The following is a 13,788-nucleotide window of genomic DNA, read 5'->3' on the forward strand; positions in this document are numbered from 1 at the left end:
GGGGGCCTGCTTCGGGTTCGCCCGTTTCCCCCCACCTACCGCTCAGAAGCGCGCGTCGACGAACGTCTGCTCCCCCATGGGCGGGCGGACATACGGCATCTGCTTCATCTCGGGCAGCGTGACGACCTCGGGGGCGACATCCTCATACGCGAACTGGCTCAGCAGGTGGCTGATGCAATTGAGGCGGGCAGCCTTCTTGTCGTCGGAGGGCACGACATACCAGGGAGCCTGCTTGATGTCGGTGTACTGGAAGGTGTTGTCCTTGGCCATGGAGTACTTCACGTAGAACTCGTGCTCGGCGAGGTCCATGTCGGAGAGCTTCCAGCGCTTGAGCGGCTCGGCGTTGCGGGCCTCGAAGCGGCGGCGCTGCTCGTCATACGACACCGAGAACCAGTATTTGATGACGATGATCCCGGACCGGACCAGCATGCGCTCGAACTCGGGGCAGCTGCGCAGGAACTCGGCGTGCTCGTCCTCGGTGCAGAAGCCCATGACCCACTCGACGTTGGAGCGGTTGTACCAGCTGCGGTCGAAGAGCACCATCTCGCCGGCGGCCGGGAGGTGTTCGACATAGCGCTGGAAGTACCACTGGGACTTCTGGCGTTCGGTCGGCGTGGGGAGGGCGGCGACGCGGACGGTGCGGGGCGAGGTGCGCTCGGTGATGCGCTTGATGACGCCGCCCTTGCCGGCGGAGCCGCGGCCTTCGAAGATGACGACGACCTTCAGACCCTGCTTTTGAATCCAGTACTGCAAGAGCACTAATTGCTCCTGCAGGCGCTCCATCTCGACGTCATAGACGGTGCTCTTGAGGCGGCCGTCCTTCTTGTAGTCGTCGGGGTTGCCGGTGCCGCCGACCTTGCCGGTCGCGACGGCGAACTCACCGGCGTCGTCGGCGCCTTCGGGGGGGGCGATGTGCTTGTCGGGACGGGACATGTCAGCCTGCATTTCCCCCGACCGGGAACCGGGTCAGGACTCGGTGAACATCACGATGCCGAGACACATTTCGTCCGAGGTGCCCTCGCCCCATACGACATAACGCTCGGGAATGTCGGCTAGCGCCGGCAAAACGTCGCGGAACGATTGGTCGTGCGTGCACTGGACGGTGAGTGTGTCCGTCGGCTTCAGCGTAACGGGCTTCGGCAGGACGGTCGCAGCCTGGTTGTCGAAGTCCCAGTTGGTGATGTCGAGGAGCGTCTGAGCGTTGGGGGTGCCGGCGTTCGCGACGACGGAAATCTTGCGACCGAGCAGGTGCATGTGGCCGGAGAGGGCGCGCACGACGATCTTCTGGTTGACCGGACGGGTGCACTTTTGGGTCGGTCCAACTGGTTCGGCGCCGCAAAGAATGTGCAGGAGGTCGGCGGTCGCGGCCTCGAGGCCGAATCGCTCGCCGAGGTCGGCCATCGCGGCATTGCGGTCGCAGAGTCGGTTGGCGACGCCCGGGCGGCAGGGCAACTCGACCGGGGCGGGCAGCAGCATGGTGCGCAGGTAGTTGTAGTTGCCTGTGTCGGGCGCGATCCGCAGTCGGGCCGCGCTCTGGTCGGAACCCTTGCCGCCCAACAGGTTGTAGTGGATCTGCATGATGATCTGGCTGCCCTTGGGCAACTCGGTGCCGATGCCCTTCTCGGTCACCCGCTCGCTGGCGCCGGGGGCCCAGGCGCCGAGCCACGGCGCCTCGTCGAGGTTCTGGCCGGCATTGCGGGTCAAGCCGGTGCCGCCGAAACAGGTCCAGCCCTCGCCCTTGTCGGCGGTGTCCTTGGCCTGCGCCTTAGCGACGTCCTTGGGCTCGACCTTGTAAAGGATGACGTGGTGGACCAACTTGGCGTTAGCGGGCAGGAAGTTGGTGCCGGTGATCACCGAGTCCTGGGCCAGCTTCGGGTCGAGCAGGAAGCAGCGATATTCATCGGTCCCCTTCCCACTCGGCGCGCTCGGGGTGTACGCCGTGGGCATCCGCAGCTCGAGGAAACGTTCGCTGGTGCGCAGCGCGACGGGCTTCGCCGCCGCCGTCGTCGTGGCACTGCCGCTGCTGGTCGCCGAGGATGCCGCCGCGGCCGGCGTGTGGTGGCTGCCTTCTCGCTGAGGAAGACCGGCCGGATCGCCGCCACAGGCAGCCAACAACAGCACACCCGCAAGGGCGGCGAGCGACGCACGAAAACGCATCTACCAAGGGTAAGCGCTTGCACCCGCTGCCGGGGCCGCCCGAGCCATGAACGCGTCCGGCGCAGCAGCGCTTAGGAGCGCATCGCGACTCCGCGCCGCCAGTAGCCCATGAACGCCACTTGCCTTCTGTCCCAGCCGAGTTCGTCGACGAGAGCTCGCCGGACCGCCTTGACCAGGGCGGACTCGCCGGCCACCCAGGCATACCGCTCATCCGTGGCCACGACATCGGCCGGATCGGGCAGTGCCTCGCCATACGCCGAGTAGGTCCGGGTTTCCCAGATCGCCACGTCCAGCGCGCTCGCGCTCGAGTCCGGTTCGCGGGGCGGCGGGCTGCTCGGGTGCGCGGTCAGTCCGAGGTGGCGCCGGACCGCGCCGATCACGCGTTCGCCGTATGCCGCGCCGTCGCGCGCCAGCCAGGTCACCCAGACGTGCTCGGGCCCCGAGAGCGGCTGGACGTCGTCCCCGGACGGGATTTCGACATATGCCGTGCCCCGCGTCTGCGGGGGGAGGTCGGCGAGGATCCGGGCGATCGCCGGGAGGGCGGTCTCGTCGCCTACGAGCAGGATGTCGGTAGCGGTGCCCGGTTGAAACTCGGTGCCGCGGTATGGATTTCCGGCCGCGATCCCCGGCGCGAACGGCGCGATGACCTGCAGCCGGTCGCCCGGCCGGGCGGCGAGCGCCCACCGACACGCCGGGCCGGAATCGCCGTCCTCATGGACGACGAAATCGATAACGACGCGCGTCGCCTGGCCCGCGCCAACGATCTCGCGGATCGTGTAGGTGCGCATCGGACTACGCGCGGCCTCGGGCATCGCCAGCCACCCGGCATACCACTGCTCGGGGTCCTCGGGGATCTCCGGCAACGCGCCATCGGGACCCGGGAAGATCAGCTTGATCCGGGTATCGAACCCTTCGTCGCGCGCGATGTCCGCGAAGCGTGGCGAGCCGATGTCGACGCGGACGAAGGCGGGCGAGAGCCGCTGCACGGCATACACCTGCGCGTCGGTGATGAGGATGGTCGGCAGGATCGTGTCAGCGTCGAGAGTCGAGGCGCTCATGGGGCTCCTTGCGTCGGGTGGAGAGGGGCAGGACCATCGGGGTGGCGGTGACGGGGTCGAGGACGACGCGCGAGGCGAGGCTGAAGACGTCGCGGATGATGTCCTCGGTGATCACCTCATCGGGCGTGCCCTCGGCGCGAATCTGCCCGCCCCGCATGGCAATGAGGTGGTCGGCGTAGCGGGCGGCGAGGTTGAGTTCGTGCAGGACCATGACGATGGTGGTGCCGCGGGAGGCGTTGAGTTCGGCGAGCAAGTCGAGGACGTCGATCTGGTGGGCGAGATCGAGATAGGTCGTGGGTTCGTCGAGCAGGAGCAGGTCCGTATGCTGCGCCAGCGCCATCGCGATCCACACCCGCTGGCGCTGGCCCCCGGAGAGTTCGTCGACGAGGCGATCGGCGAGGTCGATCGTCCCGGTGAGGTCTAGGGCCTCGGCGACGATGGCGTCATCCTCGGGAGACCACCGCCGGAAGCCGGACTGGTGCGGATAGCGGCCGCGGCCGACGAGGTCGGTGACGGTCACCCCGGTGGGAACGACGGGTTGCTGCGGCAGCAATCCGAGCGTGCGCGCCACCTCGCCCGTCGGCCGGCGGTGTATGTCGGTGCCGTCGAGGATGACGGTGCCGGCGGTTGGCTTAAGCAGGCGGGCCAGGCCGCGCAGCAGCGTCGACTTGCCGCAGGCATTGGCGCCGACGATGCCGGTGATACGCCCGTCCCGGATGACGACATCGAGGTCGCGGACGACGCTGTGCGAGCCGTAGCCCAAGCTCAGATCACGGGCATACAGACGAGACGGCGTCCCGCCTGCTCGGGGAATATCGTTGGGAGTCAACGGGATCCTCTCGTGGTGCGACCGGTGGCGATCAGCCAGATCAGCGCGGGGGCACCGATTGCGCCGGTGATGATGCCGACCGGCAGGTTGATATCGCCGAGCACGTAGGCGCCGATGTAGTCACCGAGCACGACGATGATGGCACCGACGAGAGCCGCGGCGACCAGGCGCGTGCGGCCGCCGGTCAGCGCCCGCGAGATGGGGCCGGCGAGGAAGGCGACAAAGGCGACCGGCCCGGCGACGGCGGTGGCGAGCCCGGCGAGGATGACCGCGAGGGCCATCAGGGCATCGACAGACCCCGGCCCCGCGCCGAGACCGCCGCGTAGGTCGTCGCCGAGTTCGGCCACCCGCAGGAGCTTCGACAGCCCGGCGATGGCGACCAGGACCGGCACGGCGAGCGCGAAGAAGAGAGCGATGGCTCGCCATTCGACATTGCTCAGGCTGCCGCCCAGCCACTGCAGCACCTTGGTGGCGTTGAACTCATCGACGCGTGTGAAGAGATATTGGATGACCGCAGACATGACCGCGCTGATGCCGATGCCGAGCAGGACGAGTCGGTAGCCGTTGTGACCGTCGGCGAGAGCCCGCACGGTCAGCGCGACGCCGAGGGCGCCCGCGACGGCGAGCGCCGAGATGACGGAGCCACTCTGGCCGAGGACGACGATGCCGAAAACCGCTGCGGAACTAGCGCCCAGCGTGACGCCGACGATGTCCGGGCTGGCAAGTTCGTTGCGCAACGTCGTTTGGAAGATCGCTCCGGCTAAGCCGAGGGCCACGCCAACCCCCGTGCCGAGAACCGCCCGCGGCAGCTTGGACTCCATCAGGATGTAGCTCGCGCCGGGGATCTCGGCGCCGCGGATGATGCGTACCGCGTCCGGCAGGGAGATGAGGTAATCCCCCTGGGTGATCCGCACGAGGAAGACCGCGATCCAGACGACGGTGAGCCCGGTGATGGCGTATGCCGTGCGCCGCGCCACCCGTCGCCGCGCCGACCGCACCGCGACGATCGACGGTTCGAGGGTGGGCGTCACCGTGCTCATAGCGCCACCGTCCGGCCGCGGCGGACCAGCATCACGAAGGCCGGTCCGCCAATAAGTGCGACCATGACGCCAACCTGAATCTCGGCCGGCGGCAACAAGACTCGGCCGACCGTGTCCGCTAGCAGCGTGAGGACCGCGCCACCGAGCACGCACAGCGGCAGCAAGGTGCGATGCCCTGGGCCGGCCAAAGCGCGGACGGCGTGGGGCACCAGCAGGCCGACGAAGGCGATCGGACCGGCCAGCGCCGTGGCGGTGCCGGCGAGCAGCACGACAGCAACGGCGACCACCGCCCGGTCGCGACCGACGCGCCGGCCGAGGCCGCGGGCCAGGTCGTCACCGAGAGCAGCGGCATCAAGGAGGCGGATGCACAAGAGGCCGAGAACGATGCCGACGGCGAGGAAGGGCGCACCGATGGTCAGCACCGACAGGTCCCGGCCGCTGACCGTTCCGACCTGCCAAAAACGGAAAGACTCCATCGTCTGGCGGTCCAGCAAGAGCACCGCGGAGGTAGCGCTGGCCAGGACGGCCGTGACGGCCGCCCCACAGATCGCCAATGTGGTCGGCGTGGCGCCATCTCGTCCGGCCGCCGCGACCGCGTGGACAAAGATCAGGGCGAGGCCGGCACCGAGGAAGGCCACCGCGACATACGCCCCAAGATCGGAGATCCCGAAGCCGGCCATGGCTACCACCATCGCGAAGGACGCGCCGGCATTAATCCCGAGAATCCCGGGGTCCGCCAACGGATTTCGCGTCACTCCCTGCAGGAGGGCACCGGCGAGCGCCAGGGCCGCCCCGACCGCCGCGGCGAGCAGCGTGCGGTCGAGGCGGGCCTGCGCGATGCCGGCCGACGGGTCGCTTCCGTCGGTCAGGGCCGACCACAGGGACGCGGGCGCGAGCCACCGGGATCCGATGAGCAGCGAGCAGACGGAAGCGACGACCGCCAGCATGAGCAAGGCGATCGCGAGGCGACTGGCCCGCCCGGTCACGACCCGATCGCCGCGGCGACCTTGGGGATGAACTTGTCGATGACCACCGGGATCGAGAGCGGGGTCGGGTTGGTCACCGCGAGCGCGGTCGGCTTGTCGGCCTCCGCATACGCGTGGCCGTCCTTGATCGCCGGGATCTGCCCGATGAGCTTGTTGTCCTCAAAGGTCTTCATGTCACTCGGGTTCTCGGACCAGGTCAAGAAGACGTCGGAGGTGAGGTCCGCGGCGCGCTCGGCGGAAACAGAGCCATAGAACTCGCCCGCCTTGACGACCTCGGCGACGGCTGGGGCATCGACCAACCCGAAGTCGCGCATGAGGGCGACGCGGGGGTCCTGCGCGGCATACACACCGACGGTGCCGAGGTCCGCGGTGGTGAGGTAGCCGAAGATGAGCGAGGTGCCCGTGAGGTTGGCGTGCTCGGTCGTGGCGGCCGTGATCTGCTGCTCGGCGGCGGCGGTCAGTTGGGCAGCCTTGTCACTGCGACCGACGGCCTTGCCGACAGTTGCCAGCGAGGTGCGCCACGGGGTGATCCACGGCGCCTCGGGGTAGGCCACGACGGGGGCAATCTTGACGAGCTTATCGTAATCCTCCTGCGTCAGACCGGAGTTCGTGGCGAGGATCAGGTCTGGGCTCAGGGCCGCAATCTGTTCGATCGGGGCGCCATCAGCGTCGTCATAGCGCACTGGCGCGTCGCCGCCGAGACTCGCAAGCGCGGAGTCGAACCAATCGGAGGACCCCGCCGCGTTGCCTCCCCAGGTCAGCTTCGTGGCGCCCACCGGCACGATGCCGAGCGCAACCAAGTGGTCCTGGTCGCTCCAGCCGATGGTGGCGATGCGGGTCGGTTCCTTCTCGATCGTTGTCGAGCCGAAGGCGTGCTCGATCGTGACCGGGAAGGCGGCGGCGGTGGTGGTGCCCGAGGTGCTGGCCGTTCCGGTGCTGCTGGTTCCCGAGCCGGTCGTGCTCGTGGAGCCAGCGGGGCCCGTCGAGCAGGCCGTTAGGAGCAGGGTGGGCAGGACGGCTGCGAGGGCGCCGCGGCGCGAGAAGGACGTCATGCGCCAAGGTTAGGTAAGGCTTACCTAACCTTGCAAGTCGGCTCTGGGCTCAGCAGCCGATCAAGCGCGCCGCGAGGTAGCCCTCGACCTGGTCGAGCGCGACGCGCTCCTGCGCCATGCTGTCGCGCTCGCGGATCGTGACGGCCTGATCCTCGAGGGTGTCGAAGTCGACCGTGATGCAGAAAGGCGTGCCGATCTCGTCCTGGCGGCGATAGCGCCGGCCAATGGCCTGGGCGTCGTCGAACTCGATATTCCAGTTCTTGCGCAGCTGGGCGGCGAGTTCCCGGGCCTTCGGCGACAGGTCGGCGTGCCGGGAGAGCGGCAGCACGGCCGCCTTGACCGGGGCGAGGCGCTTGTCCAGGCGCAGCACGACCCGCTTGTCGACGCCGCCCTTGGTGTTGGGGGCTTCGTCCTCGTGGTACGCCTCGACAAGGAAGGTCATCAGCGAACGCGAGAGGCCGGCCGCCGGCTCGATGACATAGGGCGTGTACTTCTCACCAGACGCCTGATCGAAGAAGACCAGATCGGTCCCGGAATGCTTCGAGTGCGTGCCGAGGTCGAAGTCCGTCCGGTTGGCGATGCCCTCCAACTCACCCCACTCCGAGCCGGCGAAGCGGAAGCGGTACTCGATATCCACCGTCCCCTTGGAGTAGTGCGAGAGCTTCTCCTTCGGGTGCTCGTAAAGGCGCAGGTTGTCGCGGGCGATCCCGAGATCGACATACCAGTTCAGCCGCTCGTTGATCCAGTACTGGTGCCATTCCTCATCGGTGCCCGGCTTGACGAAGAACTCCATCTCCATCTGCTCGAACTCGCGCGTGCGGAAGATGAAGTTGCCCGGGGTGATCTCGTTGCGGAAGGACTTGCCGGTCTGAGCGATGCCGAAGGGCGGCTTCATCCGCGCCGCGTTCTGGACATTGAGGTAGTTGATGAAGATGCCCTGCGCGGTCTCCGGACGCAGGTAGTGCAGGCCGGATTCGTCGTCCACGACGCCGAGATAGGTCTTGAGCATCATGTTGAAGGCGCGCGGCTCGGTCCAACGGCCCTTGGTGCCGCAGTCGGGGCAGCCGAGGTCGGTCGTCGGAACCTCGTCGGGGTTGACCTGCTGGCCCTTCTTCGCGGCGCGCTCGGCATACGCCTCCTGAAGATGATCCATCCGGTGCCGCTTGTGGCACTGGAGGCACTCGATCAGCGGGTCCGAAAAGGCGCCGACGTGACCGGAGGCGACCCAGGTCTGCAGCGGCAGGATGATCGAGGAGTCAAGGCCGACCACGTCCTCGCGGCCGTGGACCATCGACTTCCACCACTGGCGCTTGATGTTCTCTTTCAGCTCCACACCGAGGGGGCCGTAGTCCCATGCCGAGCGCGTGCCGCCATAGATCTCACCGCACGGAAAGACGAAACCCCGACGCTTGCAGAGGTTGACGACGGTGTCGACGGTGGAGATCTCCTTGGCCATGCGGCAAGGTTATCCGCGGCCCCATGGCCGCTCCCAATCGCCGCCGCTCAGGGCGACAGTCAGGGGGTCGCGGCGGCGAGTTGGCCGCAGGCACCGTCGATATCGGAGCCGCGCGTGTCCCGGACAGTGGTAGGTATGCCGTGTGCCCGCAACCGCTCGACGAACTGCTGCTCGACCCCGGGCCGCGAGGCCGTCCACTTCGAGCCAGGGGTCGGGTTGAGCGGGATCGGGTTGACGTGCACCCACCCCCGGCCCCGGGCGTTGAGCTTCTCCCCCAACAGATCCGCCCGCCAGGCCTGGTCGTTGATATCGCGGATCAGGGCATATTCGATGCTCACCCGGCGCTTGGTGGCCTGGAAGTAGCGGTATGCCGCGTCGATCGCCTCATCGACCTTCCACCGAGTGTTGATCGGCACGAGTTCGTCGCGCAGCCCGTCGTCGGGCGCGTGCAGCGACAGCGCGAGAGTGACCGGAATACCTTCTGCCGCAAGCTTGTCGATGCCGGGCACCAGGCCGACGGTGGACATCGTGACGCCACGCGCGCTGATCCCAAAGCCGTCGGGCGCCTTATCGGTCAACCGCCGGATCGCGCCGATGGCGGCCTTGTAGTTGGCCAGGGCCTCCCCCATGCCCATGAAGACGATATTGCTGATCCGATTCGGGCCGTATGCCGCGCCGTCGCCCTCGTTCTCGGCCTCACTCCCGAGGTCCACACCACCGGACCCGCCCACCACTGCGGGCAGGTCGCCAGAGCGCAGCCACGCCGCACCAGCACGCACTTGATCCACGATCTCGCCGGTCGACATATTGCGGGTCAGCCCGGCCTGTCCGGTGGCACAGAACGGGCAGTTCATCCCGCAGCCGGCCTGACTGGAAATGCAGATCGTCACGCGCTTCGGGTAGCGCATCAGCACTGACTCGACGAGCGCGCCGTCGTGGAGGCGCCATACGGACTTGATCGTCGCGCCTCGGTCGGCTTGCAACTCGCGCACCGGCGTGAGCAGGGGCGGCAGCAGGTCGCCGACCAACTGGTCGCGCGCGGCGGCTGGCAGGTCGGTCATCGTCGACGGATCGATGCTCAGGTGCTCGAAGTAGTGCCGGGAAAGCTGGTTCGCCCGGAAGGCCGGCACCCCAAGCTCGCCGGCCACCGCCCGACGCTCGGCCGGGTCAAGATCGGCCAGATGGCGCGGCGGTTTGCCCCGCCGAGGCGCAGTGAACGTCAACTGGCCCGGGACGGGCCGGCCCAGCGGAAGGTCCTCGGCGCTCATGACACTGGCGCCAAGACATAGAGCAGCGCCCAGCAGATCGGCGCCACGACGATCAGGGAGTCGAGGCGGTCCATCAAACCTCCATGTCCCGGAAGCAGATTTGACATGTCCTTGATTCCCAGATCGCGCTTGAGGCTGGATTCCATCAGGTCACCGACCGTGGCGCACCCCGCCACCAACACTCCCAGGGCTGCCCCGCCAAGCCACGGCCCATCCAACAGGAGCGCAACGCTCGCGGCGCCGGCGATCGCGCAGAAGGTGACCGAACCCGCGAAGCCTTCCCACGACTTCTTCGGCGACAGCTTCGGGGCCATCGGGTGCTTGCCGAAGAGGACGCCCGCGGCATACCCCCCGATGTCGGAGCAGACGGTGGTCAGGATGAAGGTGACGATCCGCCCAACGCCGTCGTCTTCGGCAAGCATGAGCGCGGCAAAGCCGCCCAGAAAGCCGGGATAAAGGGCCACGAACACCCCACCGGCGACATCCTTCGCTGCCCCCGCAACGCCCTCCAACACCCGCCACAGCAGCACCGCCACGACCGTGAGGCCGAAGGCGATGGCCAGCGACTCGGCACCATTGTGCAGCGCGCCGAGAATCATCAGGACCGACCCCGCCACGACCGGGGTGAGCGGCACGTCGATGTCGCGATGACGCAGGGCCTCGCGCATCTCCCAGGCGCCGACGGCCATCGCCGCAGCGATGACATAGCCGAACCAGTCCTTCTCCAGCGCAAGCGTGCCCAGCACGAGCGCGGCGAGCGCGACGCCGACGCCGATGGCCTGGGGCAGGTTGCGGCCGGCCCGGGAGGGGGCCGGCGTCACCCGAGCAGGCTCCGACGTCGAAGCAGGCTCTGCCATCGGGGCGGGCTCGCTCATCCGGGCGGGTTCACGTTGGGGGACGGTCACGGAAGACGGAAGCGCTCAGACCTCGAGCAGCTCGGCTTCCTTGTGCTTCATCATCTCGTCGACCTGCTCGACGAACTTCTTGGTCGTCGCGTCGAGGTCCTTCTCGCCGCGCTTGCCGTCGTCCTCACCGACCTCGCCATCCTTGATCAGCTTGTCGAGATCCTGCATGGCGTGGCGGCGGACATTGCGGATGGCGACCTTGGCGTCCTCACCCTTGCGATGCGCGACCTTGATGTATTCCTTGCGGCGCTCCTGCGTCAGCTCCGGCAGCACGATGCGGATGATGTTGCCGTCATTGCTGGGGTTGCCGCCGAAGTCGCTGTCGCGCAGCGCCCGCTCGATGCTGTGCAGCGAGCTCTTGTCGAACGGGCTGATCATCAGCACACGCGCCTCGGGCACGGTGAAGGAGGCGAGTTGCTGCAGCGGCGTCGGCGCGCCGTAGTAGTCGACCATGACCTTGGCAAACATCGCCGGGTTGACTCGGCCAGTGCGGATGCCGGCGAAGTCCTCGCGCACAACCTCGATGGCCTTCTCCATCTTCAGCTCGGCCTCGAGCAGCGTCTCGTCGATCATGTCGGCTCCATTTCGTCCCTATGCCGGGCAGGTTCGTCGTATGCCGCGGCGAGCCGCGGTCTCAACGTCAAGTGTGTCATCTCCCCCCGACAGCCCCGGTCACCCCGTGGTGACGAGAGTCCCGATCCGCTCCCCACGCACGGCACGGGTGATATTGCCCGGACCCTCCATGCCGAACACGATCATGTCGAGCCCGTTGTCCATGCACAGGCTGAAGGCCGCCGCATCGACGACTTTGAGGCCCTTCGTGATGGCCTCCTGATAGGTGACCTTGTCAAACTTCGTGGCCTCGGGGTTGGTGCGGGGATCGGCGTCATAAACGCCGTCCACACCATTCTTGCTCATCAGCACGGCATCACACTTGATCTCCAGCGCGCGCTGCGCGCTGACCGTGTCGGTGGAGAAGAACGGCATACCGGCCCCGGCGCCGAAGATGACGACCCGGCCCTTCTCAAGGTGGCGAATAGCGCGGCGCGGGATATACGGCTCGGCGACCTGGCCCATGGTGATCGCGCTCTGGACGCGGGTGTCAATCCCTTCTTTCTCCAAGAAGTCCTGCAGCGCAAGGCAATTCATGACCGTGCCGAGCATGCCCATGTAGTCGGCCCGGGTGCGATCCATCCCCTGCTGCTGCAATTCGGCACCTCGGAAGAAGTTGCCGCCACCGATGACGACGGCCACCTGAATGCCTTCGCGCACGGCCTCGGCGATCTGCTGGGCGATGCCGCGAACGACATCCGGGGCCAAGCCGATGCGTCCGCCGCCGAACACCTCACCGGACAGCTTGAGCAGGACCCGTCGGTAGGTGCCGTGCAGCGGCTCCCCCGCCCGCGTCTCAAAGGTCTCGGACGTGGGGGCAGCGCTCACGGTCAACGTCTCCTTATGGGGGTGGTCTCGGCCGGGTCCCGGCGCGCGACGGATCGCCTCGAATCCTCGCACACGGGGCCGCCGATCGCGGCGCTAGGTGTACTGACCGGGGACATTAGTTGACGCGGGCGGGGGCGGTGGCAGCACTCGTGTCAAGGTTGCGGCATCACCAGCGACATGCACACCTTGTGCGATAGCAATGGGTAGGGGCATTGCGCCTTGCAGGAGGGCAACCAGGATCGGCCCCGGCCCTGCTACCGCCGCCAGGGGGCTGGCGTCGCGCTGACAGGGGGTCACCGTGATGGTGCCTCCGGCTGCGGTGAGGTCGAAGCCGTCGTCGAAGGTGCCGAACCGGATGACGACCGCGGGATCATCCGGTCGGTGATCCTTGAGGAGGAAGCGAGCTGGCTGGCTGAGCCAATGCATTTGGAAGATCGCGTCGCTCGGCGCATCCGGAACTGCCGGGGCACCCCACCTCAGAAGCTCACGCAGCACTCCGTCCAGGGCCCGGCCGCGGTCGGTGAGCTGGTATTTCGGCGTGCCCGAGGTGCCTGATGAGGGCTCGCGAATCACGACACCGTTCGTCTCGAGGTCCCGCAGGCGTTGGGTGAGCAGGTTCGTCGCGATGCCAGGCAGGCCGCGCTGCACTTCACCAAAGCGCAGTTCACCCCCGATCAGGAGCTCCCTCACGATCAGGAGAGTCCACCGGTCGCCGACGACATCCAGCGCGCGGGCGATCGAGCAGAGCTGACCGTAGGACTTCACGTGACCTCCTTGACTTTCTCAAGTATCTGCTTGAAAGTATCAAGAACCATCGTCACACCAAGGAGAGTCATGCCTGCCACGCTGTCTTCCGAAGCGCCACAGGTCCTCAAGGACTACTACCGGATCCTCGAGTCCGGCACCGATGACTACCAGGACGGGGCCACCCTGCGGCCCCTGCTGGGCGACCACCTCGACTTCACCGGCTCCCTTGCTGGACATCTCCCCGATGCGACCGAGGGCTTCCTGATCGGCGTAGCCGGCTTCATCGGGACGGTCCAGGAGATCGAGATCATCCACGACGTGCACAGTCCTCACGGCTCGGCCGTGCTCTACACCGCAACCATGCCCGGCGGCCCGATGACCTTCGCGGAGTTCTTCACCTTCGACGGCGGGCGCATCACGTCCTTGAACCTGCACTACAGCGGACCCGAGTACATCGAAAAGGGCGGGCGATGACGGCCCAGAAGGACCTTGTCGAGCGGGTACGTGAAGCGCTAAGTGACCGCGACCCTCGCGAGGTGCCGATGTTCGGCGGCGTGTCCTTCATGGTCGAGGGACGCATGGTCGTCGCCGCGCGCCGGGATGGAGAGCTCCTGCTACGCATTGATCCCACGGCCGCGAAGGATCTGCTCGCGCGCCCCGGCTGCCACCCCGCGCTGATGGGGACAGACCGCCCCATGGGCGACGGCTGGGTCAGCGTTGAGCAGGCTGCCCTCCAGGGGGCCGGGCTCGACGCCTGGCTCGAGCCGGCACTTTCCTTCCACGAAGCGCAAGACGCCAAGTAGAGCACCCTCCCCACCCCCATTCATCGGTGGCCGGCCGCAAACGCGGC

The 13,788-nt window shown here is 67.4% G+C and carries 15 protein-coding genes; 2 read left to right on the forward strand and 13 right to left on the reverse strand.

The genetic code is table 11. The features are described from left to right. Window positions 1-42 precede the first annotated feature (42 nt). From ppk2 to BN13_RS04950, 13 genes are all read right to left on the reverse strand, one after another. A complete protein-coding gene (gene ppk2 / locus BN13_RS04890; RefSeq protein ID WP_084733909.1) occupies window positions 43-933 on the reverse strand; it encodes a polyphosphate kinase 2 in 891 nt (296 codons plus the stop codon). 33 nt (window positions 934-966) lie between these two features. Continuing rightward, window positions 967-2,157 carry a monooxygenase gene (locus BN13_RS04895; protein ID WP_048544901.1) on the reverse strand — a complete coding sequence of 397 codons (1,191 nt, stop codon included), beginning with the start codon at window positions 2,155-2,157 and terminating at the stop codon, window positions 967-969. A 71-nt stretch (window positions 2,158-2,228) separates the two neighbouring features. Next, entirely contained in the window at window positions 2,229-3,215 is a 987-nt protein-coding gene (locus tag BN13_RS04900) for a siderophore-interacting protein (protein WP_048544903.1), read from the reverse strand. Further along, the gene (locus tag BN13_RS04905; protein ID WP_235433941.1) at window positions 3,190-4,044 is read right to left on the reverse strand and encodes an ABC transporter ATP-binding protein; all 855 of its coding nucleotides are present in this window, start codon (window positions 4,042-4,044) and stop codon (window positions 3,190-3,192) included. Before BN13_RS04905 ends, BN13_RS04900 begins: the two co-directional genes overlap by 26 nt. Beyond that, window positions 4,041-5,084 (reverse strand): FecCD family ABC transporter permease, encoded by a 1,044-nt coding sequence (locus BN13_RS04910; RefSeq protein ID WP_048544904.1) that lies wholly within the window; start codon window positions 5,082-5,084, stop codon window positions 4,041-4,043. The genes BN13_RS04905 and BN13_RS04910 overlap by 4 nt, the downstream gene beginning before the upstream one ends. After that, a complete protein-coding gene (locus BN13_RS04915) occupies window positions 5,081-6,070 on the reverse strand; it encodes a FecCD family ABC transporter permease (protein WP_235433942.1) in 990 nt (329 codons plus the stop codon). The genes BN13_RS04910 and BN13_RS04915 overlap by 4 nt, the downstream gene beginning before the upstream one ends. Continuing rightward, window positions 6,067-7,122: an iron-siderophore ABC transporter substrate-binding protein gene (locus BN13_RS04920; protein ID WP_048544906.1), complete on the reverse strand. Its 1,056-nt coding sequence runs from the start codon at window positions 7,120-7,122 to the stop codon at window positions 6,067-6,069. Before BN13_RS04920 ends, BN13_RS04915 begins: the two co-directional genes overlap by 4 nt. 49 nt (window positions 7,123-7,171) lie before the next feature. Further along, the gene (locus BN13_RS04925; protein WP_048544907.1) at window positions 7,172-8,578 is read right to left on the reverse strand and encodes a glycine--tRNA ligase; all 1,407 of its coding nucleotides are present in this window, start codon (window positions 8,576-8,578) and stop codon (window positions 7,172-7,174) included. A 59-nt stretch (window positions 8,579-8,637) separates the two neighbouring features. Continuing rightward, entirely contained in the window at window positions 8,638-9,846 is a 1,209-nt protein-coding gene (gene rlmN, locus BN13_RS04930; RefSeq protein WP_048544908.1) for a 23S rRNA (adenine(2503)-C(2))-methyltransferase RlmN, read from the reverse strand. Then, complete coding sequence (locus BN13_RS04935) at window positions 9,843-10,667, reverse strand: phosphatidate cytidylyltransferase (protein WP_235433943.1); 825 nt, start codon at window positions 10,665-10,667, stop codon at window positions 9,843-9,845. The genes rlmN and BN13_RS04935 overlap by 4 nt, the downstream gene beginning before the upstream one ends. A gap of 99 nt (window positions 10,668-10,766) precedes the next feature. Next, a complete protein-coding gene (frr, locus tag BN13_RS04940; RefSeq protein WP_048544911.1) occupies window positions 10,767-11,324 on the reverse strand; it encodes a ribosome recycling factor in 558 nt (185 codons plus the stop codon). A gap of 99 nt (window positions 11,325-11,423) precedes the next feature. Further along, window positions 11,424-12,140, reverse strand: a complete 717-nt coding sequence (gene pyrH / locus BN13_RS04945; RefSeq protein WP_048548897.1) for a UMP kinase — start codon at window positions 12,138-12,140, stop codon at window positions 11,424-11,426. Between the two features lie 144 nt (window positions 12,141-12,284). Beyond that, on the reverse strand, window positions 12,285-12,956 hold the full coding sequence (locus tag BN13_RS04950) for a winged helix-turn-helix transcriptional regulator (RefSeq protein ID WP_048544913.1): 672 nt from the start codon (window positions 12,954-12,956) through the stop codon (window positions 12,285-12,287). A 69-nt stretch (window positions 12,957-13,025) separates the two neighbouring features. Between BN13_RS04950 and BN13_RS04955 the strand changes: the two genes are divergently transcribed. Continuing rightward, the gene (locus BN13_RS04955) at window positions 13,026-13,412 is read left to right on the forward strand and encodes a hypothetical protein (protein WP_048544915.1); all 387 of its coding nucleotides are present in this window, start codon (window positions 13,026-13,028) and stop codon (window positions 13,410-13,412) included. Beyond that, the gene (locus BN13_RS04960; protein ID WP_048544917.1) at window positions 13,409-13,741 is read left to right on the forward strand and encodes a TfoX/Sxy family protein; all 333 of its coding nucleotides are present in this window, start codon (window positions 13,409-13,411) and stop codon (window positions 13,739-13,741) included. Before BN13_RS04955 ends, BN13_RS04960 begins: the two co-directional genes overlap by 4 nt. Window positions 13,742-13,788: the final 47 nt, after the last annotated feature.

Source organism: Nostocoides jenkinsii Ben 74, assembly GCF_001046875.1.
Taxonomy (GTDB): Bacteria; Actinomycetota; Actinomycetes; order Actinomycetales; family Dermatophilaceae; genus Nostocoides_A; species Nostocoides_A jenkinsii.